Raw genomic sequence first — 24,478 nt, forward strand, 5'->3', positions numbered from 1 at the left:
ATGCGTTAAGCTAACCAATACTAATTGCTCGTGCGGCTTGACCCTATAACTTTGATTGGGCCCTCCCTTAGATGGGCCCCTTGCAAAGAAACACTGCAACTGCAGTTATGCCAAAGACTTGAGATCAGACCATGATGGGCACCACAGCGTGTTACAATCACTGGCTCAGGTCGGCGCAATCAAATTAAACGCTGATAGCACCAAGCCCCAAAGCTTGATGCCGACTCTATGAATTCGCTTCGAAAGCAGCAATGCCCTGATCGACCGATCAGCGCAAAGCCGCCAAGGAGCAAAAAGTTATGCCTGATGACCATAGCAAGTTGGTACCACTCCTTCCCATCCCGAACAGGACAGTGAAACGACTTCGCGCCGATGATAGTGCGGATTCCCGTGTGAAAGTAGGTCATCGTCAGGCTTTTATACTGATCAACCCCTCTGCTCTACCGAGTAGAGGGGTTTTTCTTTTTATCTCGTCGCAGCAATGGTTTGCGGCTGGTTTGGGGGAGTTGTGATGCAGTTGCAGGATATGTTGTACTCGCAGGGTTTTGGGGTACGCCGTGTGTGCTCGGGCCTGGTGCAACAAGGCTGGGTGCAGTTGTGGGATGCGCAGGCGAACGAGTGGGTGCAGGAGACTGACTCGACCGCCGATGTGGAGCCCGAGGGCCTGCGCTACAAGGTACAAGGCGTGGAGTGGGAATACCACGCATTGGGCTATGTGCTATTGAACAAGCCAGCAGGCACCGAGTGCTCGCAAAAACCCTCGGCCTATCCCAGCATCTACAGCCTGCTGCCGGTGCCGCTGCGCACGCGTCCCAACAAGAATGCCATCCAGGGTTTGCAGGCCGTCGGCCGCCTGGACCAGGACACCACGGGCATGCTGCTGCTCAGCGATGATGGCCAGTTTATCCATCGCATGAGCTCGCCCAAAAAGCATGTTCCCAAGCGCTACCAGGTGACGGCCAAGCATGGGGTGACCGAGCAGCAGGTCGAGCGTCTGTTGGCGGGTGTGGTGCTGGATGATGATCCCAAGCCCGTCAAGGCCGCGGCTTGCGTGAAAACGGGTGACAACACCTTGGATCTGACCTTGACCGAGGGCAAATACCACCAGGTCAAGCGCATGCTGGCGGCGGTCGGCAACCGGGTGGAAGGCCTGCACCGTGCCCAGATTGGCGGGCTGGTGTTGACGGAAGCGCTCAAGCCGGGCGAATGGCGCTGGCTTACTGCGGACGAGTTGGCACTGCTCAAACCCTGACGGTTTTTGACCTTGTGTGGCTTTGGCGCAAGATCAACGATTATTTACATCGCCAATCGCCCCTTGATGGCGCTGCAATTTATCGCGGGCAGCTACACTCGCTGCGTTACTAGTAGGAATTGCTCGTGAAGCCTTTCGTTTTTGCCCGTTCCCTGATCGCGGTGATGGCCTTTGCGGCCACTGCGGTGCATGCTGCCAATCCCATCCTGGTGCTCAACTCGCTGGACGCCAACATCAGTGTGATCGACCCCACGACCTGGAAAGAGGTCAAGCGCATTCCTACTGGCAAGGAGCCCCACCATCTGTACCTGACGCCGGACAGCAAGTCGGTGATCGTGGCCAATGCCACCGGCGATTCGCTGACCTTTGTTGATCCCAAGACGGCCGAGGTGCAGCGGGTGATCCAGGGCATTTCGGATCCCTACCATCTGCGCTTTTCGCCTGACATGAAGTGGTTTGTGACGGCGGCCAACCGCCTCAACCACATTGATATTTACCGCTGGGACGGGCAAGAGCCCAAATTGGTCAAGCGTATTGCTACGGGCAAGACCCCCAGTCATCTGTGGATCGACAGCAAGAGCAAGACGATCTACTCGACGATGCAGGACAGTGATGAGCTGGTGGCCATCGACATTGCGACCCAGACTCTCAAATGGCGCACCAAGACAGGGCAGATGCCCGCTGACTTGTATGGCAGCCCGGACGATAAATTCGTTTTTGTGGCCCTGACTGGTGGTGACGGCGTGCAGGTGTTTGATATCAGCGGTGCCGAGCCCCAACTGGTCAAGACCATCAAGACCGACAAGGGCGCACACGCCTTCCGCGCGACCGGCGATGGCCGCCATCTTTTCGTCAGCAACCGGGTGGCCAATACCATCAGCAAGCTCGACATGGTGAACCAGGCGGTCGTTGACCGCTATCCGGGCCCCAGTGGCCCCGATTGCATGGATGTGAGCCCGGACGGCCGCTATATCTACCTCAGCTCGCGCTGGGCGGGCAAGATGAGTGTGATCGACACGGTTGAGCGCAAGGTGGTCAACCAGGTGAAGGTCGGCAAATCGCCGCATGGCATCTGGGTGCTGGACCACGCACCACGTTAGTGCCTTATTGAGTCGGTAGCAGAGGGGATAGCCACGCTATGCGCAGCAAGTTTTTCTGGCTTCTGGCCGCCAGTTTGGGCAGCGCTCCTGCCTTTGCTCAGGCCCCGGCTACGGTGCCTGCTGCAGCGGCCGCTGCTGAGGGCAGGTGCAGCAAGCCCATTTATTTGACCCTGGACACTGGCCATATGGGGGTGGCCGACCAAATCGCAGAGGTGCTGCGCAAGACCCAGGTCAAGGTCACCTTCTTTGCCGCCAATGAGCGCACCAAGGAGGGCGATGGCAGCCTGGGTGACCACTGGGCGCCCTGGTGGCGCGCCCGCGCCGCAGAAGGCCATGTCTTTGCCTCCCACACCTGGGACCACACCTACTGGCGTGGTGATGTCAAAGTGCCGGCAGGCGCTGCGCCCCGCTTCAAGGTCCAGCCTTCGCAAGGCCCGCAGGCCGGGCAACGCTTTGAATGGACGGCTGCGCAGTACTGCGCGCAGATTCAACAATCCGAGGACCGTCTCGCCAAGATCACCGGCGTCAAGCCCTTGCCGCTGTTTCGCGCCCCAGGCGGCAAGACCTCCCCCAGCCTGATTGCAGCGGCCAAGGGCTGCGGCTATGCCCATGTGGGCTGGTCGCCAGCAGGCTTTCTGGGTGATGAGCTACCCAGCGACAAATACCCCAACCAGCAACTGCTGGACAAGGCGCTCCGCGACATCCGCCCCGGCGATATCTTGCTCGCCCACCTGGGCATCTGGGACCGCAAGGACCCTTGGGCGCCAGCAGTTTTGCAACCATTGATTGAAGGCTTGCAGGCCAAGGGATTTTGTTTTGCCACCTTGCGTGAACATCCGCAATACAAGGATTGGATTCTTCAGCATGGAGGCTGAAAGCGCTTGCAGCGGCGCACACTGGTGGCTGCAGGGCTTGAGGCACTCATCGAACTAATGGTTAGCCATGGAATTTCTCAGCACGCTTTTTGACAACGCACAGCAGTGGCTGTTTGAGCAGCTGCTGCAGCCGCTGCTGTTCAACCTCGGCCTCGCCAGCTATCTCGAAGATGGCTATACGGCAGCCGGCTGGTTCCTGGTGGGCTGCATTCAGATCCTCATCATGGTGCTGGTGATTGCACCACTGCAGCGCTGGCGGCCCGTAGAGGCGGTGACCGATCGGCATGCGATCCGCGTGGACATGCTCTACACCTTTATCCACCGTCTGGGCCTGTTCCGTCTGGCCTTGTTCTTTACCATCGATCCGCTGTGGGACATGGTGGTAGGCGCAATGCGCGTGCGCGGCTTTGAGACCTGGCACCTGGATGCGCTCTGGCCCGGCGTTACCGACCTGGGCTGGGTGAGCCTGCTGATCTACCTGTTGGTGTTTGACTTCGTCGCGTACTGGATCCACCGGGGCCAGCACCAATTCGTCTGGTGGTGGCGGCTGCATGCCTTGCACCATTCGCAGCAGCAGATGACGATGTGGAGCGACAACCGCAATCACCTGCTCGATGACCTGGTACACGACAGTATTCTGGTGTTTGTCGCGGTGTTGATCGGCGTCGCGCCCAGCCAATTTGTGGCGATTGTCGCCATCACCCAACTGAGCGAAAGCCTGCAGCATGCCAATCTGCGCCTGTGGTTTGGCCGCCTGGGTGAGCGGCTGTGGATCAGCCCGCGTTTTCACCGCCGCCACCATGCGATCGGCATTGGTCATGAATCACCCGCTACCACCGCCGCACCCAACGCTGCCGTGAAGGTTGGCGAGGCTGCCCAGCGCACCCGCCTGGGTGGTTGTAACTTCGGTGTGCTGTTGCCTTGGTGGGATATGCTTTTTGGCACCGCCAACTTCGAGCTACGCTATGACCCCACCGGTATCCGTGATCAGGTGCAGCCCAACCGCCAGGGGCAGTTGCGCAATTACGGACGCGGCTTCTGGAGCCAGCAATGGCGAGGGCTGCTTCGCCTGGTAGGCCGTGCCTGACTATGGCGCACCGGTTGACAGCACATCGCTGAGCGGCAGGTAGGCTGCCAGCCCCGACCACTTACACAAGGAGTTCAATCCATGCCCCTCGCGTCTGCGGGCTCTCGCCTGATGTTTGATGCCTTCTGGCGTGCTGCGGCCTATTGCTTTCGGCCCCGTGTGATGCTGCTGTCGGTGCTGCCGCTCATCGTGATGCTGGCAGCCTTGGGTGGCTGGAGCTATTTCTTCTGGTCTGGCGCAGTGGCCACCATGCAGCACTGGGTCGAGACCATTGGCTGGCTGCGCACGGTGTTCAGCTGGTTTGGCAGCAGCGGCACCGAGGGTTTTGCGGCCGGCATTGCGCCCTTTGTGGTGCTGATCCTGATCACGCCGGTGGCGGCGGTGGTCGCGCTGCTGGTGATTGCGCTGCTGATGACGCCGGCTCTGGTCAACATGGTGACCGAGCAGCGCTTTGCTCAGCTGGAGAAGAAAAAAGGCATGGGCCTGGTGACCAGCGTGCTATGGGCCTTGAGCACCTCAGTGGTTGCGATTGTGGCCTTTGTCATCACCATGCCGCTGTGGCTGATTCCACCCTTGGTGCTGATCGTGCCGCCGGTCATCTGGGGCTGGCTGACCTACCGGGTCATGAGTGTGGATGCCCTGGCCGACCATGCCAGCAAGGCCGAGCGCGATACGCTCCTGCAGCGCTACCGTTGGCCGCTGCTGCTGATGGGCATCATCTCCGGCTATATCGGCATTGCGCCCAGCGTCGTCTGGGCCTCGGGCATGGTCTTTACCATTGGCTTTGTGGTACTGATACCCATAGCCGTGTGGATCTACGCGATCACCTTTGCATTTTCCTCCCTGTGGTTTATCCATTTTTGCTTGGCTGCGTTGCAGCAGTTGCGGATCGAGAATGGTGAGCCGGGTGTGCCGCTGCCGGTGAACGATCCGGTGGTGCTCGGCAGAACCGATGGCGTTTTGCTGCCCGAGGCGGGAGAGCCGAAGTAAACCATCGGTTGGCAGGCCAACCCCTTGACTTGGTTGGCGCTGCACTAAAAAGGTGCACAACTAACCATTTTGGTGCAACTGAAGCAGTTCCGCAAAGGCGATTCAGATTTGCACCATATTGGTGCTTTGGTGCACCATAGCATCGGCCGGCACGGATCTGGGTGGCCGGCTGCAAAATCCTCGGCACCCCATCAGGGCACAGGGCAAAAGCGCGGTACAGTCTGGCTTCGGGCAAAGTCCGGCTGCGGTGGCGTTGTGCCAGGCCCGCATTTTCTGGTCGGCATGGGCATGTCATAAAACTGGCACGTAAACTGCTTTATTGTTGGCACAGCCCTTTTTATTCACGATTTTCTTTGGAGCATTAGATGGCCAAGAGCGTTGCAGATGTGATGAGCATGTTGGACGAGAACGAGGTCAAGTTCGTTGATCTGCGTTTTACCGACACCCGTGGCAAGGAACAGCACGTCACGGTGCCTATCTCGCACTTTGACGAAGACAAGTTCACCTCGGGCCACGCGTTTGATGGCTCCTCCATCGCTGGCTGGAAGGGTATTGAAGCATCCGACATGCTGCTGATGCCCGATCCCAACACGGCCAACATCGACCCGTTCTTCGACGAAACCACGATGTTCCTGCAGTGCGACGTGATCGAACCCGGTGACGGCAAGGCCTACGACCGTGATCCCCGTTCCGTTGCCAAACGCGCTGAAGCCTACCTGAAGGCATCGGGCCTGGGCGATACCGCCTACTTCGGTCCAGAGCCAGAATTCTTCATCTTCGACGGCGTGCGTTGGAGCACCGAACCCAACAACCCTTTCTTCGACATCGAAGAATACGAAGCACCCTGGAACAGCGGTGCCAAGTTTGACAACGGCAACCGTGGCCACCGTCCACGCGTCAAGGGCGGCTACTTCCCCGTGCCTCCTGTTGACAGCACCCAGGACATGCGCGCTGAAATGTCCCTGCTGCTCGAGTCGCTGGGCATTCCCGTCGAAGTGTTCCACCACGAAGTGGCGGGCGCTGGCCAGAACGAACTGGGCACCCGTTTCTCCACCCTGGTGGAGCGTGCAGACTGGACCCAGGTGCAGAAGTACGTGATCTGGAACGTGGCGGACACCTACGGCAAGACCGCAACGTTCATGCCCAAGCCATACTCGGGCGACAACGGCTCGGGCATGCACGTGCACCAGTCCGTGTGGAAAGACGGCAAGAACCTGTTCGCCGGCGACGGCTATGCCGGTCTGTCCGATTTCGCGCTGTACTACATCGGCGGCATCATCAAGCACGCCCGTGCACTGAACGCGATCACCAACCCTGGCACCAACAGCTACAAGCGCCTGGTTCCTGGTTTCGAAGCGCCTGTAAAGCTGGCTTACTCGGCCAAGAACCGCTCGGCATCGATCCGTATTCCTTACGTGAGCAACCCCAAGGGCCGCCGCGTGGAAGCACGTTTCCCTGATCCCCTGATGAACCCCTACCTGGGCTTCGCAGCGCTGCTGATGGCCGGTCTGGATGGCGTGGAAAACAAGATCCATCCGGGCGAAGCCGCCACCAAGGATCTGTACCATCTGCCTCCAGAGGAAGACAAACTGGTCCCCACCGTGTGCCACAGCCTGGACCAGGCACTGGAAGCATTGGATGCCGACCGCGCCTTCCTGACCAAGGGTGGTGTGTTCAGCGACAGCATGCTGGATGCCTACATCGAGCTGAAGATGGGCGAAGTGACCCGCTTCCGCCAAGCGGTGCACCCAGTCGAATACGATATGTACTACTCGCTGTAAGCCAGTCCCTGCCAGGCTCTTGTGGCCTGGCTATTGGGGCAAAGGCGACCTGCCAGCCTTCCGGGGTGGCAGGTCGTTTTTTATGCGAAATCAGGGGGCAGGGCACGTAACCGGGCCGCGACGAATCTGTAACAGCCGGAACTGTTCGGCGTGATCTGCCTCCTTTGTAGCTACACTGCGGGTTGCAGAGGGGTGCCATCGTGCAAAGCCGCCAAAGGCTGTCACGGACATACAGGCAAAGTGGGGCGAACGGGCGAAACGGGGTTATGCATACAAAGTTGTTGTTTTTGATGGTGGCAGTGGCATCTGCGCAAGGCGCTGTGGCGCAGGATCGCATCTATCGCTGTGGCAATGAATACACCAACGATGTGGCCAAGGCGCGGCAAAAAGGCTGTGCCGTGGTGGAGGGCGCCAACGTCACCATTGTGCAAGGTACGCGCCCGCACACCTCTGCTGCCAGCCCGGCACCCGCACCCAATGCCCCAGCCGCTGCACCACGCCCCGCGCGTGCACCCGCTGCGGCCACACCCGCACCACGCTCTACCACGGCCGAAGGCCGCGCCCGCGATTCCGACGCGCGCCTCATCCTGGAGACTGAGCTGAAGAAAGCCCAGGAAAAGAAGATTGCGTTGGCGCGGGAATACAACAACGGCGAACCTGAGAAGAACGCCTTGGAGATGCGCAATCCCGCCTTCTATACCAAGCGCGTCGAAGATCTGAAGCAGGAAATCGCACGCAACGACAGCGATATTGCTGGCATCCAGCGTGAGCTACAACGCCTGCCGGCCCCATAATCAGGGCTTCTACCTTTCAGGGCACATCCCATGTCTGACCTCAGTGCCATGGATCGCGAGTGGCAGGCGCTGGAGCACATCGCCACCTTGGTCGCCGTGCTACGACTCGATGGCGCTGCAGCGAGGGTCAACGCCGCGCTGGAAAATGCGCTGGGCGTCTCACGCAAGAGCATTCTGGGCCATTATTTTGGCGGCTTTTTCCAGGATGACGAACTGATCCACAAGGCCTTGGTCGATGCGCGTGCGCAGCGCTTTTCGTCGCTGCGCTTTGAGGCGCAATTGCGGCGCAGCCTGCAGGACTCCTTTCCCGTGCATGCCAACCTCTCGTGGTGGGAAGAAGAAGAGAGCATTCTGGTGGAGCTCTGGCCGCTGGAGCAGCAGGTGCGCCAGGACCGCGAGGAGCGCGTGCGCGAGCAGGCGCTGGCCAACAAGGAGCTGATCCGCAACCTGGCCCATGAGATCAAGAACCCTCTGGGCGGCATACGCGGCGCAGCCCAGTTGCTTGAGCTGGAGCTGCCCGACGCCCAGCTCAAGGAATACACCGACGTCATCATCCATGAGGCCGACCGCCTGCAGGCGCTGGTCGACCGCTTGCTTGCGCCGCACCGCCATCCGCACACGGTGGGTGATGTCAATATCCATGAGGTCTGTGAACGTGTCTGCCAGCTGGTGCTGCTGGAGTACCCGCAGGGCCTGCGCATCGAGCGTGATTACGACACTTCGCTGCCCGAGATCCGTGGCGATCGCGAGCAGTTGATTCAGGCTTTGCTGAACATTGTGCAGAATGCAGCACAGGTGCTGGTACCGCAAATGGCCCAGGACAATGCGCGCATTACCTTGCGCACCCGCATTGCCCGGCAGCTCACCCTGGGCCGAAAGCGGCATAAGTTGGCACTGGAATTGCATGTCATCGACAACGGTCCTGGCATCGAGCCGGACATCAAGGAGCGGATCTTCTACCCCTTGGTGACCGGGCGTGATGGTGGCACGGGCCTGGGTTTGCCGCTGGCGCAGACCTTTGTGCAAAGGCACGAAGGCCTGATCGAATGCGAGAGCGAACCCGGGCGCACGGATTTCCGCATCATGCTGCCGTTGACAGACTAGGGGGCAGTTGGCTTCCCTTGCTGCAGGACCCCGGTATGTAGAACTGTAAGGGTAGGGTGATAGCGACAATGAAACCAATCTGGATAGTGGATGATGACCCATCCATCCGATTCGTACTGGAAAAGGCACTCGCCCGCGAGCAACTGCCTACGCGCAGCTTTGTGCATCCCAAGGAAGTACTCGAAGCCTTTGACAACGTGAGCGACCAGGCGTTGGCACCCTCGGTGCTGGTCAGCGACATCCGCATGCCCGGTGGCAATGGCCTGCAATTGCTCGAGCAGGTGCATGAGGACCATCCGCAGCTGCCGGTCATCATCATGACCGCCTACTCGGACCTGGACAGCGCCGTCTCGGCCTTCCAGCGCGGCGCTTTCGAGTATCTGCCCAAGCCCTTTGATCTGCCCAAGGCCGTGGAGCTGATCAAGCGCGCCGTGCAGCAAAGTGAAAGCCAGGCGCCTGAGCTGTCCCAGTCCGCCGGCAATGGCGAGATGCTGGGCCAGGCACCGGCGATGCAGGATGTGTTCCGCGCCATTGGCCGGCTGTCGCAAAGCAATGTCACCGTGATGGTGACGGGCGAGTCCGGCTCGGGCAAGGAGCTGGTCGCGCGTGCGCTGCACAAGCATTCGCCGGTGGCCGGTGGCCCCTTTGTGGCCATCAACACCGCCGCCATCCCCAAGGATTTGCTGGAGAGCGAGCTGTTCGGCCATGAGCGCGGCGCCTTTACCGGCGCGCAAACCCAGCGCCGTGGCCGCTTTGAGCAGGCCGAGGGCGGCACGCTGTTCCTCGATGAAATCGGCGACATGCCGTTTGACCTGCAAACCCGGTTGTTGCGCGTGTTGTCCGATGGGCATTTCTACCGCGTTGGCGGCCATGTGCCGGTCAAGTCGCATGTGCGCGTGATTGCCGCGACCCACCAGAACCTGGAAGACCGGGTGCACAAGGGCGTGTTCCGCGAGGACTTGTTCCACCGCCTCAATGTGATCCGCCTGCGCCTGCCACCGCTGCGCGAGCGCAAGGAAGACATTCCCATGCTGGCCCGCCACTTTCTGGCCGCCAGTGCCAAGCAACTGGGCGTGGAGCCCAAACAGCTGTCGGAAGCCGCACTGGCCCAGCTCGCCCAGTTTGCCTTCCCAGGCAATGTGCGGCAGCTGGAGAACATCTGCCACTGGATCACCGTGATGGCGCCCGCGCAGTGGGTGTCCGTGCAGGATCTGCCACCGGAAGTGCTGCAGGCTACGCCGGCTGCGCCGCTGGCCACCAGCAGCCTGCCCAGCACCGTGCAGCCAGTGCAGGCTCCTGCGCAGGACTACAGCTACCGGCCCGCTGCTGCTGATGTGCCGGCTCAGCCAGCGGCCCAGCCAACTGCCGTTTCCATGCCGGTCCACGGCAGCGCCAACGGTGCTGTCCATGGCGCTGCACCAGGCGGCGATTGGGAAAGTGATCTGGCCCGCGAGGCCGATACGCTGCTGCAGTCCGGCAGCACCGAGGTCTGGGATGTGCTGAGCCGCCGCTTTGAGTCGCAATTGATCAAGAGCGCCTTGGCTGCCACCCACGGCCGGCGCATGGAGGCTGCCCAGCGCCTGGGCATTGGCCGCAACACCATCACCCGCAAGATCCAGGAGCTGGGGCTGTCGGCCAGCGATGATTGATGCCTTAACGCATTGAGAAGCAGATAAACCGCCGCCTTCCAAGGCGGCGGTTTTGCTTACAGAGGCCAGCCATCGCTGCGGTTTGAACCGTGCCACAATGGGCGATTCCCTGTCTGCCCGGTGGTGCAATCCATGCAAAAGATGACTTCGGTGTTTTCGGCCCAGGCGTACCGCAATTCGCCCGAACGCATTGGCCGTCAGCGCTCGGCGCTGCTCAATACCTTGCGGCTGGCAGCCTCCACCGCCAATGGCATGGCCCAGCTCGCGGGCGACGCACTGCACGGCGCGATGGCCGGCGGCCTGCCACCCAAGGCCAAGGCCCTGTGGGGCAACCCGGCGCGCGAAGACAGTTACTGGCGCAGCCACTACCAAAGCATGGATTTTTATGTGGCTGGCCAGCCTTTTGAGGCCTACCGCCCGGCGCTGGCCTTGGGCTGGTATGCGGCGCAGCGCAACCCCTCCGGTTTTGATGCACTGGCCACCCAGCTCGAAGTGCAGTGGCAGCATGTGCGCGGCAGCAATCCCATGGACTGGCCCGAGGCGCGCACCATAGCGCGTGCCGCCTATGACCATGCCATCAACGGTCTCCAGGGCGAGCAGCTGTCTGCCGCCCAGGTGCAGCATGCGGTGCGCGTGCTGCAACAAGGCCTGGCCGATTGCGAAGAGTGCCTGGTGGCGGGCAGTGAGCAAGCCCGCGCGATTGCCTTGCGCAGCCATCTGTATGCGCTGGCCGAGCAATTCCGCGCGATGGACTGGCAATTGCAGGATGTGCAGCTGCAACTGGCCGAGCCCAGTCCGCTGGTGGAGCGGCCCGGATTGAGCGCTGCTGGCCGCATGCATCGCTGCTGGACCGAGTTCAAGCAGCGCGCCAATCTCGATAGCGACCGCGATCTGATTGCCGAATGCAACCTCTGCCTGGTGTTGGTCGCAGAGCGCTACCAGCGCGTGCTCGAATCGGCCTTGCCGTTGGACGTGCGGCCCCTGCTGCAAGCACAGGCGCAGCAGCTGCGCCGCTATACCGATGAGCTGCAGCACATGCAGGATGCCCGCGCGCGTTAAAATTTACTCTTTATAAGCTGTTACAAATCTCTTATGCAGCAGCCGGTAGGTGGCCTGTTTTGTTGCCTGCGCCTTGCCGTAGTTATGGTGGCAGGTGTGTAAAACTTCCCGTGAATTGGGAAAAAATTACCATTTAGGCGCCTACTTTCTCAGTGTGCGCGCGCTAACCCGCAAAAACTTGCGGCTACAATCGGGCCCGCAGAACCTGCAATCCTGCCGTCCAAGGCAGCCTCATTGCTCTTTCCTTCAATGGCGGATCGACCGCCTGTACCCGTCAGCAATGCCTGCCCGGGCTGGAAAAGCGCACACAGTCCAGCACCTCCCTGCTGATGTGCCGCACACGAGGTCCACCGCGCACTGGACGGCACCATAAATCACACACATCAAAGGTATTGGTTATGGCTCTCACGGGCAAAAAGGGCTCTTCGTCGGCGCTGTGGATTTTGGCGGCGATGCTGGCAGGCATTGCGCTGGGCTATGCCGTCAACGCAAGCGCCGATGATGCAGCCGCAGCCAAGGATATTGCTGGCTACATCTCCATCGTCTCCGATGTGTTCCTGCGCCTGATCAAGATGCTGATCGGGCCGCTGGTGTTCTCTACCCTGGTGGTGGGCATTGCGCACATGGGCGATGCAGCATCGGTGGGCCGGGTGTTCTTCAAGGCCATGATGTGGTTCCTCACTGCATCCTTGGTGTCGCTGCTCTTGGGCATGGTGCTGGCCAATGTGCTGAAGCCTGGCGCCAACCTGGGCCTGCCGCTGCCCGATGTGAGCGCGGCCACCAACCTGGCCACCGGCAAGTTCACGTTGCGCGAGTTCATCAACCACACGGTGCCCAAGTCGTTTGCCGAGGCCATGGCAAACAACGAGATCCTGCAGATTGTCGTGTTCTCGATGTTCTTTGGCGTGGCCATGGCTGCGCTGGGCGACAAGGCCAAGACCTTGCTGGCCGCCATCGATGAACTCTCGCATGTGATGCTCAAGATCACCGGCTATGTGATGAAGCTCGCGCCGCTGGCGGTGCTGTCGGCCATGGCCTCCACAGTCGCCATCAATGGCCTGGGCATTCTGCTGAAGTTTGCCGTGTTCATGGGTGAGTTCTACCTGGGCCTGTTCATCCTGTGGTCGCTACTGGTGCTGGCAGGTCTGGCCTTCCTGGGCAAGCGCGTGTTCAAGCTGCTGACCCTCATCAAAGAGGCCTTCATGGTCTCCTTTGCCACCGCCAGCTCTGAGGCCGCTTATCCCAAGATTCTCGATGCGCTCGACCGTTTTGGCGTCAAGCGCAAGATCTCGAGCTTTGTCATGCCCATGGGGTACTCCTTCAATCTCGATGGCTCGATGATGTACTGCACCTTTGCGACCTTGTTCATCGCACAGGCCTATGGCATCGAGCTGTCCTTGGGCACGCAGATCACCATGCTGCTGGTGCTGATGCTTACCTCCAAGGGCATTGCCGGCGTGCCGCGCGCCTCGCTGGTGGTGATCGCTGCCACCTTGAGCCACTTCAATATCCCTGAAGCCGGCCTGCTGCTGATCCTGGGCATCGACACCTTCCTGGACATGGGCCGCTCTGCCACCAATGCCGTGGGCAACTCGCTGGCTTCTGCTGTGGTTGCGAAGTGGGAGGGCGAACTGCTGTCCGAAGAAGACGCCGAAGCGCTGAGCCGCAAGCTCGATGCCGAGGCTGCGCTGGCGATGCATGCGCTGCCGGAGACCGACGGCAAGGCTTGATCTGGATGCTGCGCTCAGCGTAGTAGAGACAACAAAAAACGGGCTGCGGCCCGTTTTTTTGCATGGGTTGGTGGCTTGATCAGCCCAAGGTCACCACCACAGGTGCATGGTCGCTGGGCTGCTTGTTCTTGCGCGGGGCACGGTCAATCGTGCAGGCGCTCACCGAGCCCTTCAGTGCTTCGCTGACCAGGATATGGTCAATGCGCAGGCCCCGGTTCTTCTGGAAGCCCAGCATGCGGTAGTCCCACCAGCTGTAGCTTTTCTCGGGCTGCTCGAACAGGCGGTAGGCGTCGGTCAGACCCAGCGCCAACAGTCCCTGGAACGCATCACGCTCTTCCTTGGTGTGGTGGATGGTGTCGCGCAGACCATCGGGGTCGTAGCTGTCGCGGTCTTCCGGCGCGACGTTGAAGTCACCCACCAGCACCAGGCGCGGGTGCAAGGCCATCTCCGCCTTCACATAGGCTTCCAGCCCCGTGAGCCAGCGCAGCTTGTAGGCAAACTTGTCCGATCCCGGCTCCTGGCCGTTGACGAAATAGCAGTTGATCACGCGGATATCACCGGCCGGGCTGGCCACCGTGGCGGCAATGATGCGCGATTGCTCATCGGCAAACTGCGGGTTGGCACGCACCACATCCTTGAGCTCGCCCCGGCTGAGCAGGGCTACGCCGTTATAGGTCTTCTGGCCAAACGCCACCGCCTGGTAGCCAGCCTCCACCAAAGCCTCATGCGGAAACTTGTCGTCGGTGAGCTTGAGCTCCTGCAGGCCCAGCACATCAACCGGGTTGGCGGCCAGCCATTCCAGCACCTGCGGCAGACGGACGGAGAGGGAGTTGACGTTCCAGGTCGCTATGCGCATAAGAATCTTTCTTTATTTCTATTCATCAATGGATTATTGAATCAGTAGGCAGTGACGAACTCATACCGGCCATTGCGGCTGGCAGCAATTGCGACCATGAGACCGAATCAGGGTCAAACGCCATAGGCCTGTGCGATGCGTGCCAGAAAATCGGAGGCGGGTAAGGCGCCCAGTCCGAGCGCCTTGGGGTCAAGAGAGTCGTCCTTGCGTGCTGCAGCAATAAAACGCTTCATATCATCAGCGATTTTCGCCTCAAGAGGAATGCGTGTGGAAGGGGCGAGCAATTGCGAAAGTCGCAGCACATCGTTGGCATGCTTGCGGATGCTCTTGGCATCCACTTGCTCGCCTTGTGCACGGCGTGCGCTCAGCTCAAGCCAGGCGACGGCTTTCAGTGGAATCAGTCGATCCTCTCCCACCCACGCCAAGCCTTCTGACTCGCGACGCCCAGAGATGATAAATGCATAGTAGACATCGTCCAGCAAGATGGCCGACAGGCTTGAAACTGCCTCGTCGAACGGAATAGGCGTGAGCTGTCCGCTCTGGATAGGCCTCAGGCTGTCGGGCGCCCGTGAGAACAGTTCGACCATGACCGGAAAACGGTGGTCGGTCGGCTTCTGAAAGCGGTAAAAGGCAGGCCTGCCGGTGTCGCTGGCCTGTCGGATCGCATAGCCACCCGCTTCGATAAAGCGCCAGAAAGTCTCGCCGAACGCTGGCGTCAGTGCCTCCACATGCAGCACCACATCCAGGTCCTTGGTGGCACGAAAATCAAGCCCTGCCTCTTCCATGGCCAACATGGCTGCGGTGCCGCCGATCAGCATGTACTGGTCTGGGTAGTCAGCAAACCATTCGCCAAATACATCCAGTCCTTTCACCATGGCAACTGTTCCTTCACTTCATCCAGTGCGCTTTGCACCCGTTCATCAGTGGTGTCCCGCAAGCTCAGCATGAGAGAAAGGGGGTCCACCATATCGCTGTCTGGCCCTAGCGCGGGGGAGTAGTTCCATAACTGGCACTCATAGGCGTTGGGCATGCCTTCGGGCAGTTCGTCGATATCTGCTTTCAGCGTCTTCCAGTCGCTGCGGTTCACAGCGAATACGGGTGAGCGCGGTTCGGCCAGCATCGATATACGCGCAAGTGCGCTGAGGCCCGCGACGCGCATGGCAGGCTTGGTCGGTGGCGGCGTAGCTATCCAGACCCTGCGCTGCACAGGACTGCGCAGCAGGGGCAGCGCCTGCTCCCAGGTCTCAGTGGCAGAAGACTTCATGTTCAGGCACTGGGATCGGCCCGCCTTTTGCACCTCGGCAAACCCTGCCGCAACCAGCTCCCGCACCGCCCGCGAGAGCGTCATCGCCGTATAGCCCAGTATCTTCGCAGTCTCTGCGGGCTGCCATTCGGTCTCCCAGCGAGGGCGCAGCAATGCGGCAATCAACATGGCTTGGGCTGAAGGGCTAAGGGGGGTCTCCGCCGAGCGGGGGCGTTGTCGGAAATACTCGCGCAGGTCCAGCCCCAAGTCGGGCAGATAAAGCTGGTTGCCGGGAACAATAAACGGTACTTTTTGCACGATCAAGCGTTGGCGTTCATACGAGGCCAATGCTTCGGTCACATACACCACGGGCAGCCCGGCAACCGCACGCAACTTATCCAGCCGGTTGCGGATATCCGTGATGGACGCCTTGTCTGGATGGCGTTCCAGGGCCAGCAAGACCTGGTGGTCCAGAATTTCCAATTGCTGGACGTCTAAGGCGTCACGCAGAAAGTAGGGCAGGCTCTCCAGGCCCACCCACGGCGCATGCCTGGACGTGGCTACGCCCAGCGTGTCATGCAAGTATTTCTGAGCGCTGGTGGCAAGGGTGGTCACAGGAATGTAGGTGGATAACCAAATATATGAACGATAACATTGTTGCTGTTATCGTGCAAATTTAGGTTAGGCATCCCTCCAGCCATACCCCCTAACGGTTGGACCGGGACCAGCGAGGCTCCGGCCATTGACCGCACTAAAGTCATCTGCAAGACCTCACCCCAAACGCAACAAAGCCGCCGAGGCCGCGCACACCAGCAAAAACGGAATGCTGATGCGATGAAACTCCCACAGCCCATTGGGCAGCCGGGCCAGGCGCAGCGCGATCAGGTTGGCCAGGGAGCCCAGCACGCAGCCAAAGCCGCCCACGCTGACCCCGGCGGCCAGGGCGGGCAGATCGCGTACGGTGCCGTCCAGCAAGATGGTGGCAGGCACATTGCTGATGACTTGCGAGGCCACGATGGCGGCCAGGTAGGCGCGCCAGCCCTCGGCAATCGGCCACTGCTGCAGCAGGGTTTGCATAGCAGGCAAGTCAGCTACCTGGCGCAGTACCACAAACATCAGCGCAATCGTGGCCAGCAAGGCCCAGTCCACGCCGCGCAGTACCCGGGGCGCTGCCAGTGCAAACACACCAAAGACGAGGCCCAGGCCGGCCAAGGTCCAGTGGCGCTCCAGCGCGATGACAAAGGCCACAAACAGCAGCACGGCCATGGTCAGCAAACGGGGCTGAACAGCGGTGGGCGCTGTGGCTGGCTTGAGCGTGATCGCCGTGCGCGGCACCAGCCACCACACTGCCACCAGAACCCAGGCCAGCATGATGGCCACGGTCGGGCCCATCATCACCATAAAGCCCAGAAAGCTCTCGCCAGAGCGGTGCCAGAGGTAGAGGTTTTGCGGGTTGCCGATGGGGGTGAGGGCTGAGCCCGCATTCACCGCCAAGGCCTGCAGCACCACCAGCCGCGCCAGCGGCAAATGGGCCTGGGCTGCCAGCACCGCCGTCAGCGGCACCAGCAGGAAGAGGCTGACATCGTTGGTCACCAAGGCCGAGAGCAGGGCAGCCGCTGCGGTGAGCAGCAGTGCCAGGCCGCGCAAGGTCGATACCCGCGTCAGCAGCCGCTGCGCGGTGGCTTGCAGCATGCCGCTGCGCTCGACGGCCTGGGTGATCGCCAATAGGCCTGCCAACGCACCAATGGTCTGCCAATCGACCAGCGCCATGGTCGCCTGCGGGCTGCGCGGCTGCCAGACGGCGAAACCTATCGCCAGGGCCAACAGAATCCAAAGCAGCATATTGCCGCTGGGTGCGTCTTGCGGTGTATCAGAAGAGCGAGAGGAGTTCGTCATAGCGGTAGCCGAGGGAGAACACTCCGCGATAGCGGAGAAGTGGATGGATTGTGCTGCAAGTCGTGCTGCCTGCGTGCCTCAACGGGGCTGGATGGCAAATACAGAGGCCTATTCACTACAATGGCGGCCACTGCCATGAACAAGCCTCTGTCTCCCTCGCTTATCAGCACCGCCACCCCAGCCGCCAACAGCGCACAGCTGCGCCGTTCGGTGCGGGGATTTACCTTGCAGCCAGTGGCCGATGCGCTGCTGCTCGATTGCCTGCAGGAAGCGCGGCGAGCGCCCAGTGGCGCCAATTTGCAGCCTGGTTACTTTTGGCAGGTCTGCGGCGCGCGGCGTGAACAGCTCTCTGGCCGTCTGCAGCAGGCCTATGAGGCTGGCGCGCAAGAGGCGGAGGATTACGGCTATTTTCCCAACCCGCTGCCGCTGTCGCTGCGCAAGCGCCAGGTCGCGGCCGCCCAGGCCTTGTATGGTGCGTTGGGGGTGGAGCGGGGCGATGCTGCGGGGCGCGGCGCGCAGTTCGGGCGCAACTTTCGTTTTTTTGATGCACCGGTGGCCCTCATCATCACCATCGACAGCGGCTTTGGGCCAGGCGGCTATATGGACCTGGGCATGACCATCTACGGTTTGATGCTGGCGGCCCAGTCACGCGGCTTGGCGACTTGTGCTATCGGTGCGATGGCCTCCTACCCAGGGCTGATTCGCGATGTGCTGGCGCTGCCCGCCACGCAAACCGTGGTCTGCGGCATGGCGCTGGGCTATGAGGATGTGGGAGCGCCAGTGAACCAGACCTTGACCGCGCGCGCAGAACTGGACGCCTACTTCAAACGCCTCGATTGAGGAAGGCACCAGGGTCTAGCGCTCATGCCACTGCCAGCGCGGCAGCTCGCTCGCCGGGATATTGGCAATATGGGTCTCGCCCAAATTCTTTTCCAAATGGATGGCCTGGTAGTCCAGCTCGGCCGCAGCGTCTTCCAGCGCAGCCAGCAGGCGGTTGGCGTGGGTGACGACGATCACCTGGGTCTGGCGCGCAGCTACCGCTATCAGGCGGCCCAGGGCGGGCAGCAGATCGGGGTGCAGGCTGGTTTCCGGCTCGTTGAGTACCAGCATCTGTGGCGGGCGCGGCGTCAGCAACGCGGCAATCCATAGCAGATAGCGCAAGGTGCCGTCCGACAGCTCATTGGTGTGCAGCGGGCGCAGCAGGCCGGGCTGGTGCATCAGCAGCTCCAGGCGGCTGCCATCCTGGTGCACGGAGATCTTGGCGCCGGCAAAGGCATCGTCCACGGCCGCCATCAGCGCCTCGTGATCACCAATGGCGGTGATGGTTTCCCATGCGGCGGCCAAGTCCGCGCCATCGTTGCTGAGCACCGGCGTGTAGGTACCCAGCTGAGGCTGGCGCGCAGGGGCATCCACATCGCTGCGGAAATGGTCGTAAAAGCGCCAGGAGCGCAGCTGCTCGCGCACCGTCAGCATCTCCGGCGCGGCAACCGGGTCGACAAACTCGGTGAGCATGCTGGCCCAGCGCGGGATGGGGCGCTCTACCGGTTGCCAGTCCGCGCCACGGCCATCGCCGCGCAGGCGCAGCTGGGCGGCATGGCGCTCCACCAGGGTGGCGCTGGGCCGCCAGGTTGGGCCCGCCCACAATGCTTCGTGTTTGATCTCCGGATCATGCGCAAAGGCTTTGAGAATTGTGGATGGCGTGGGCATGCCAATGTCGATTGCGTAGCCAAAGCCGTCTTCATCCGATGCGAAACCCAGCTGCAGCTGCACCGGTTTGCGCCGTACCGTCCCTTGCACGGGCACTTCGCCACGGCGCATGCGTGCCGTGATTTCTTCCGGCCCGGCCCACAGTGTCGAAGCCAGCCCGCCCTCGCGCACCAGGGATCGCACCACGCCGCCATGGGCGATATCGGCCAGCAGACGCAGCGCTTTGTAGACGCTGCTTTTACCGCTGCCGTTGGGCCCCGTGATGACAGTGATCTGCCCCAGTGGCACCAGCAGCTGGCGCAAGGAGCGGTAGTTGGCAATGGCTAAGGTGCTGAGCATCCTGTCAATATAGCAGCGCTGTTTGACGCACCAGCGCCGCGCTGCCCAGGCCGCCGGCACCGGCTACCGCCGCCAGCCCCAGGGCTGCGGATGGGCCCGTCTTCGCCCGTTGCAAATCGGCCAACACGCGGACCAACGCGACAGCGGCCGATGCCCCAATCGGGTGGCCGCGTGCGATGCCACCGCCATGGCGGTTGAGCACGCTGGCATCCACAGCCTGGCCATGCAACAGTGACTGCCATTGCAGGCCCTGCACCGCAAAAGCATCGTGCAACTCGATAGCTGCCAGCTGTGTCCACGCCAGTTCCTCGCGCTGCAGCAAGGCCTGGGCAGCCTCAAAGGCCAGCACCAAGGGCATCGCAGGCGAGCCACCCAGCGACTGGTGACCCAGCCATTGCGCGCTGGGCTGCAGGCCCCAGCGGCGGCAGGCTGCTTCGCTGGCCAGCAGCACCAGCGCTGCTGCATCGGCTTTGGGCGAGATGGCGACCGTGCTGACGGCATGCGCACGGCGCGCCTCATCGGCCAGGTTTGCATCGGTCTGCGCGACCACGGGCATGCGGTCCAGCTGGCGCTGGCTCAAGGCGCGCGGAAAGGCGTCTTGCACCACCTCCGCCACGGGGATGATCTCGCGGGCCACCACGGCCGCGCTGATCAGCGCGCGCGCATGGCTGGCGGCCGCATAACTGTCTTGTACGGCGCGGCTGTAGCCGGCATCAGCGGCATAGCGGGCAGCTGCCAGCAGCAAATCTGGGTCCTCATGCGGTGCTGGCGCGAAGGGCGGGCGCTCATAGGGCGCGGCGCTGTCACCGGCATGCAAAGGGCGGGTGGCACGGATGGGCGCACGGCTCCAGGCCTCCGCGCCGCCGGCCACCACCACCTCGGCCTGGCCGCTGGCGACCAGACTGGCGCCCAGCGCGATGGCGTCGAGCCCGGCGCAGCATTGCGTATCGACCGAGTAGGCGGCGCAGTGCAGCGGCAGCTGGGCCGCCAGCGCCAGCATGCGTGCCGGGTTGCCGCCAGCGCCCAAGGCATTGCCCAGCACGACGGCATCTACTGCCTCTGCCAGCAGTCCCGCGCGTTGCAGCAGGCCCAGCAGCACGGGCGCGGCAATCTCATGCGTCTGCAGATGCTTGAAGGCGCCACCGACGGGCACCACGGCGCTGCGGGCATGGCTGGCGATAAAGACGGGCGGAGTGGGCATGCTGGCCTGTGCGATCAAGCTGTTTTGTCTGCGCTGGGCAGCGCATCTGCCAGCCATTGTGCAAGCCTGGGGTGGTCCGTCTTGCCGCTGGCCGTCTGCGGCCAGGGCGTGGCGCTGAACCAGCGGCGTGGGCATTTGTGGGCTTCCAGCTGGCTACGGCACCAGTCGGCCAGCTCGCGGGCCAGCGCGGCATCGGACAGCGGCTGCAATGGCGGCTGCGCAGCCGAGGGTGGCGCGTCATCACGCAATTGCAGCGCCACCCAAACTTGCTTGCCGCGCAGTGCATCGTCAACGCCATGCACCGAAGCAGCCGCCACGCGCGGGTGCTCGCAGAGCAGGGCTTCCACCTCTTCGGGGAACAGGTTCTTTCCCTGGGTGACGATCATGCGCTGCTCACGCCCCACCAGGGTCAGCATGCCTTGCGCATCGAGGCTGCCCATGTCGCGCACGCTGAGCCATTCGCCATCGCGCAGTGCAGCCGTCGCATCGGCCTGCGCACCCACATAGTCTATAAACAGCATGGGGCTGCGCAGCCAGATGGTGCCCATGTTGCCGCTGGGCAGCGGCTGCATGTCCGCATCGCGGATCTGCAGCTGCACATTGCTGAAGGCCCGGCCCACCACCTGCGGCGGGGCGTCGGCATTGGCATCCATCCAGGCGATAAAGCTCGATTCCGAGGCGCCGTAGAACTCCACAATCCGCGCATTGGGGAACAGCGCCTGCAGCGCCGGCGTGTGCTGGCGCATCCAGCGAGCACCGCTGATCATCAGCAGCGCCAGCGATTCCACCGGCGCGATGGCGCGGCGCTCGGCCAGCTGCAGCATCACGAGCAACTGGCTGGGCACGGCGACCAGGCAAGGCGTGGCCTGCTGGCGCAAGGTCGCCAGGCATTGGCTGGCAGAAAAGCGGGGCTGCAGCTGCATGCCGCCACCCGTCCAGATGCCCTGCAACGCACCAAACAGAAACAGCGAATGCGAGAGACTTCCAGGCGCCATCACGCAGCCGTTGGCGGCTTCGCCAAAGCTGTCCACGCAGACGCGAAAGCTCTCGCTCCAGGACTGGTGGTGGCGCCTGAATCCCTTGGGCAAACCGGTGCTGCCCGAGGTAAAGCCAATATAAAAAGGTTGCAGTGCGGCATCGCCATGCGCATCGCTGCGTGGCGTGGCGGCCAGCGCATCAATCCAGTGCTGTGCCTGCGCTTGCTGCGCGGGCGACCAGGCCTTGTCGCCCAGCGCGGCGCAGCGGCCGCTGGCATTGGTGGCCAAAAAATCGCTGATCAGCGCTGCCGGCGATTGGCTGGCATCCAGCAGGCGGGTATGGGGGGCATTCTGGGCCTCCAGTGCCTGGGCCTGCTGCTGCACGGCGGCATGCAGATCGGCAAAGCGGATGCGCTGCTGGCCGTCATCGATGGCAATAGCACCGGGCCGCTGCCGGGCCCAGTGGGCCAGGGGGCCATGCACCAGGCGTTGCCAGCCGGCCAGCGGGGCCGATGGCGCTTGCAAACCGCTCACAGGCGGCGTCCACCAAAGCGCCAGTCGGGCAGGCCGCGCGCCACCGTGTGCACAATCAGCGCCACCAGCACGCACTTGACCAGATCCCCCGGCACAAACACCAGCGTGCCGACGGCAGCCTGCACAAAGCTCAGCTTGGCCAGCAGCATCAGGCCCAGCACCCCAAACACATGGACGACCACAATACCGCCCAGCACTGATGCGGCAAAGGCGCACGCGGCCAGCCGCATCGGCGATGACGGGCCCTTGCCGGCCAAGCTGCGCATCACCAGCCCGGCAACAGCAGCGGCCAGCGGATAGGAGAGGAGATAGCCTGCGGAGGGCAAGAAAAACACGCCCATGCCGCCCCGGCCGCCCGACAGCAACGGCAGGCCCAGCGCGACCGCAGCGAGAAACAGCAAAAGGGCCTGGAAGCCCAGCGCGGCTCCCAGCATGCAGCCGGCCAGCATCACGCCCATTGTCTGCGCGGTAATCGGCACGCCCAACGGCAGATCGATTTTGGGGATCAGGCCGAAAGCGGCCATCAGCGCCGCAAACAGGGCCACCAGGGCTATGCGCTGGGCGCGGGTTTCGGAGCGGTGCTCGGCGGTCATAGGCATGTCTGTGTCTTTCAAAGAGTGGATGAGGGCGCAGCGCTGCTAGAGCTTGAGGCGAATGGACAGCGCATCGGCCACCTTGCGGGCGGTGATGAGCATATGAATGGTCAGCGGGGCCAGCAGACGCCAGCCACCTGCGCGGCCGGTGCGCACGCGGTAGGCATCGGCCAGGCGCTGCCATTGCACAAAAAACTGTTCGGCAAAGCGCAGCATCAGCCCCAACTGCAAGGCCAGGCGCTCCACCGGCAGGCCCAGGCGGGCGAGCGGCGACAGCAGCCATTCGGCTACGCCCAGCAGATCGCCAAAGCGGGTGGTCGCCGTCAGCATCGCGCCCAGCATCGTCGTGCTGACCAGGCGCAGTCCGCTGGCCAAGCCCAGCCAGGGCTGGCCGGTCGCCGTATGCAGGCCGCCCACCAGCGCGGAGGCAATCACGGCCACCACCACCAGCCGGCGCGTAGGGCGGGAGGCCGCGCCCAGACTGGCATACAGCAAGGCAATCACGGCAAAGGCCAGCGCTTGAAAGCGCAGATCGCTGAGCGCCAACAACGCCATGCTGCTCAAGGCCAGCAGCAAGAGCTTAAGCCCGGCGGGCAGCCGGTGCATCCAGCTGGAGATTTCGCTGTAAAGCGTGCCCATCACGGCGCTCCTGGTGTGGGTTGGGCGGCGGCTGCCGCATCCAGCGGCTGGGCAATGCGCGCCTTTACATCGGCCTCATAGGCCGCGCAGACCGCAGCGCCCGGGCCGTCGCCGCGCAGCTGGCCATGGTCCAGCCACAGCACGCGCTCAAAGTGGCGCACATGGTCCAGTACATGGGTGGAGATGATGACCTGGGCGGGCGCGGCATCCAACTCACGCGCCAGGCGTGCCTGGCCGGGCAGATCCAGACTGGCAAAGGGCTCGTCCAGCAGCATCACCTGCGGGGCGGCCATCAGCATTGCCAAAAAACAGACCTGCTGGCGCTGGCCCTGGCTCAGGCCACTGACGGCGCGCGGCGCCCAGTCTGCCAGGCCCCGGGCCGCCAAAAACTCCCTGGCCTGCACGATGGCTGCCTTGCGGGCAACGCCTCGGTATTGCAGGCTCAGGCCCAGCTCTTCCTCCACCGTGGGGAAGATGATCTGGTCATCCGGGTTCTGGAACATCAAACCCACCACGCCGGGCAGCTGCTCGCGCTGGCGCTGCACATCGCATCCTGCCACCAGTACGCTGCCCTGGTGGGCATGCTCCAGCCCGCAGAGCAGCCTGAACAGGCTCGTCTTTCCTGCCCCATTGTCACCGATCAAGCCGATGCGCCGCTGCGTCAGGTGCAGGCTCAGACCCTGAAACACCGTCTGCGCACCTCGGTTGAGGTGCACATCGCTCAGGCGGATGTCTGCAGTGGAAGCGGTCTGGGCCAAGGAGAGGGTCATGTTAGCGGGTTGGGGCAACGGCCGGTTGGTTGCCGCATGGTTTCAAAAGTTTGGTGACACGTCGCCGGAAAGCTTTGGCGGATTGGCAGGTTTGGTACCCCATCTCCATGCCCGGCCATTGCTGCGCAACGTGCTGTTTCGCCCACCAGTGATGGCTGGCAAAGCCCATGCAGGCGCGGCTTGCGGCCGGCTTGCAGGGCTGGGGTGTATTGTCGCACCAAGCGCTTCTCTGGGGCGAGTGCGGCGGAGGGGCAACGGCAGCGATAACCCGCCTGTTTTTGGCGGCGTTTTTGCGCGGAGTT

Annotated in this window: 22 protein-coding genes and 1 rRNA gene; 13 read left to right on the plus strand and 10 right to left on the minus strand. The window is 62.5% G+C overall.

Annotation, left to right across the window (positions count from 1 at the left end; all coding sequences use genetic code 11):
• The first annotated feature begins 302 nt into the window (after window positions 1-302).
• From rrf to LPW39_RS16100, 12 genes are all read left to right on the plus strand, one after another.
• Window positions 303-415 (plus strand): 5S ribosomal RNA (gene rrf, locus LPW39_RS16045).
• Window positions 416-511: 96 nt separating this feature from the next.
• Window positions 512-1,252, plus strand: a complete 741-nt coding sequence (locus LPW39_RS16050; RefSeq protein ID WP_230777340.1) for a 16S rRNA pseudouridine(516) synthase — start codon at window positions 512-514, stop codon at window positions 1,250-1,252.
• 164 nt (window positions 1,253-1,416) lie between these two features.
• On the plus strand, window positions 1,417-2,352 hold the full coding sequence (locus tag LPW39_RS16055) for a YVTN family beta-propeller repeat protein (protein ID WP_230778304.1): 936 nt from the start codon (window positions 1,417-1,419) through the stop codon (window positions 2,350-2,352).
• Window positions 2,353-2,390: 38 nt separating this feature from the next.
• On the plus strand, window positions 2,391-3,227 hold the full coding sequence (locus LPW39_RS16060) for a polysaccharide deacetylase family protein (RefSeq protein ID WP_407928859.1): 837 nt from the start codon (window positions 2,391-2,393) through the stop codon (window positions 3,225-3,227).
• Window positions 3,228-3,294: 67 nt separating this feature from the next.
• Window positions 3,295-4,314 (plus strand): sterol desaturase family protein, encoded by a 1,020-nt coding sequence (locus tag LPW39_RS16065; protein ID WP_230777342.1) that lies wholly within the window; start codon window positions 3,295-3,297, stop codon window positions 4,312-4,314.
• Window positions 4,315-4,395: 81 nt separating this feature from the next.
• Window positions 4,396-5,304, plus strand: coding sequence for an EI24 domain-containing protein (locus tag LPW39_RS16070; protein ID WP_230777344.1), 909 nt, complete (start codon window positions 4,396-4,398; stop codon window positions 5,302-5,304).
• Between the two features lie 365 nt (window positions 5,305-5,669).
• Window positions 5,670-7,085 carry a type I glutamate--ammonia ligase gene (glnA, locus tag LPW39_RS16075; protein WP_116927832.1) on the plus strand — a complete coding sequence of 472 codons (1,416 nt, stop codon included), beginning with the start codon at window positions 5,670-5,672 and terminating at the stop codon, window positions 7,083-7,085.
• Window positions 7,086-7,351: 266 nt separating this feature from the next.
• Window positions 7,352-7,879 carry a hypothetical protein gene (locus tag LPW39_RS16080; RefSeq protein ID WP_230777346.1) on the plus strand — a complete coding sequence of 176 codons (528 nt, stop codon included), beginning with the start codon at window positions 7,352-7,354 and terminating at the stop codon, window positions 7,877-7,879.
• 30 nt (window positions 7,880-7,909) lie between these two features.
• Entirely contained in the window at window positions 7,910-8,983 is a 1,074-nt protein-coding gene (gene glnL / locus LPW39_RS16085; protein ID WP_230777357.1) for a nitrogen regulation protein NR(II), read from the plus strand.
• A 68-nt stretch (window positions 8,984-9,051) separates the two neighbouring features.
• On the plus strand, window positions 9,052-10,632 hold the full coding sequence (gene ntrC, locus LPW39_RS16090; RefSeq protein WP_269075862.1) for a nitrogen regulation protein NR(I): 1,581 nt from the start codon (window positions 9,052-9,054) through the stop codon (window positions 10,630-10,632).
• Between the two features lie 132 nt (window positions 10,633-10,764).
• The gene (locus LPW39_RS16095) at window positions 10,765-11,691 is read left to right on the plus strand and encodes a ferritin family protein (protein ID WP_230777359.1); all 927 of its coding nucleotides are present in this window, start codon (window positions 10,765-10,767) and stop codon (window positions 11,689-11,691) included.
• A gap of 398 nt (window positions 11,692-12,089) precedes the next feature.
• The gene (locus LPW39_RS16100; RefSeq protein ID WP_230777361.1) at window positions 12,090-13,421 is read left to right on the plus strand and encodes a dicarboxylate/amino acid:cation symporter; all 1,332 of its coding nucleotides are present in this window, start codon (window positions 12,090-12,092) and stop codon (window positions 13,419-13,421) included.
• Between the two features lie 79 nt (window positions 13,422-13,500).
• Here LPW39_RS16100 and xth read toward each other — a convergent pair whose 3' ends face one another.
• The 4 genes from xth to LPW39_RS16120 all read right to left on the minus strand — a co-directional run bounded on the left by xth (window position 13,501) and on the right by LPW39_RS16120 (window position 17,416).
• Window positions 13,501-14,277 carry an exodeoxyribonuclease III gene (gene xth, locus LPW39_RS16105; RefSeq protein WP_230777363.1) on the minus strand — a complete coding sequence of 259 codons (777 nt, stop codon included), beginning with the start codon at window positions 14,275-14,277 and terminating at the stop codon, window positions 13,501-13,503.
• A 113-nt stretch (window positions 14,278-14,390) separates the two neighbouring features.
• A complete protein-coding gene (locus LPW39_RS16110; RefSeq protein WP_230777365.1) occupies window positions 14,391-15,152 on the minus strand; it encodes a hypothetical protein in 762 nt (253 codons plus the stop codon).
• Entirely contained in the window at window positions 15,146-16,135 is a 990-nt protein-coding gene (locus LPW39_RS16115; RefSeq protein WP_230777367.1) for a hypothetical protein, read from the minus strand. The genes LPW39_RS16110 and LPW39_RS16115 overlap by 7 nt, the downstream gene beginning before the upstream one ends.
• Window positions 16,136-16,291: 156 nt before the next feature.
• Window positions 16,292-17,416 (minus strand): SLC13 family permease, encoded by a 1,125-nt coding sequence (locus LPW39_RS16120; RefSeq protein WP_230777369.1) that lies wholly within the window; start codon window positions 17,414-17,416, stop codon window positions 16,292-16,294.
• A 135-nt stretch (window positions 17,417-17,551) separates the two neighbouring features.
• Here LPW39_RS16120 and LPW39_RS16125 point away from each other — a divergent pair, with 135 nt between their 5' ends.
• On the plus strand, window positions 17,552-18,256 hold the full coding sequence (locus LPW39_RS16125) for a nitroreductase (RefSeq protein ID WP_230777370.1): 705 nt from the start codon (window positions 17,552-17,554) through the stop codon (window positions 18,254-18,256).
• Between the two features lie 15 nt (window positions 18,257-18,271).
• Here LPW39_RS16125 and LPW39_RS16130 read toward each other — a convergent pair whose 3' ends face one another.
• From LPW39_RS16130 to LPW39_RS16155, 6 genes are read right to left on the minus strand one after another with little or no spacing between them, the layout of a single operon-like run.
• Window positions 18,272-19,462: an AAA family ATPase gene (locus LPW39_RS16130; RefSeq protein ID WP_230777372.1), complete on the minus strand. Its 1,191-nt coding sequence runs from the start codon at window positions 19,460-19,462 to the stop codon at window positions 18,272-18,274.
• A gap of 4 nt (window positions 19,463-19,466) precedes the next feature.
• Window positions 19,467-20,663 carry a thiolase family protein gene (locus LPW39_RS16135; RefSeq protein WP_230777374.1) on the minus strand — a complete coding sequence of 399 codons (1,197 nt, stop codon included), beginning with the start codon at window positions 20,661-20,663 and terminating at the stop codon, window positions 19,467-19,469.
• A 14-nt stretch (window positions 20,664-20,677) separates the two neighbouring features.
• On the minus strand, window positions 20,678-22,174 hold the full coding sequence (locus LPW39_RS16140) for an AMP-binding protein (RefSeq protein ID WP_230777376.1): 1,497 nt from the start codon (window positions 22,172-22,174) through the stop codon (window positions 20,678-20,680).
• A complete protein-coding gene (locus LPW39_RS16145; protein WP_230778312.1) occupies window positions 22,171-22,767 on the minus strand; it encodes a biotin transporter BioY in 597 nt (198 codons plus the stop codon). Before LPW39_RS16145 ends, LPW39_RS16140 begins: the two co-directional genes overlap by 4 nt.
• 45 nt (window positions 22,768-22,812) lie before the next feature.
• The gene (locus tag LPW39_RS16150) at window positions 22,813-23,406 is read right to left on the minus strand and encodes an energy-coupling factor transporter transmembrane component T (RefSeq protein WP_230777378.1); all 594 of its coding nucleotides are present in this window, start codon (window positions 23,404-23,406) and stop codon (window positions 22,813-22,815) included.
• Complete coding sequence (locus tag LPW39_RS16155) at window positions 23,406-24,176, minus strand: energy-coupling factor ABC transporter ATP-binding protein (protein ID WP_230777379.1); 771 nt, start codon at window positions 24,174-24,176, stop codon at window positions 23,406-23,408. Before LPW39_RS16155 ends, LPW39_RS16150 begins: the two co-directional genes overlap by 1 nt.
• Window positions 24,177-24,478: the final 302 nt, after the last annotated feature.

The sequence above is a fragment of the Comamonas koreensis genome (assembly GCF_021026195.1).
Taxonomy (GTDB): Bacteria; Pseudomonadota; Gammaproteobacteria; order Burkholderiales; family Burkholderiaceae_C; genus Comamonas; species Comamonas koreensis.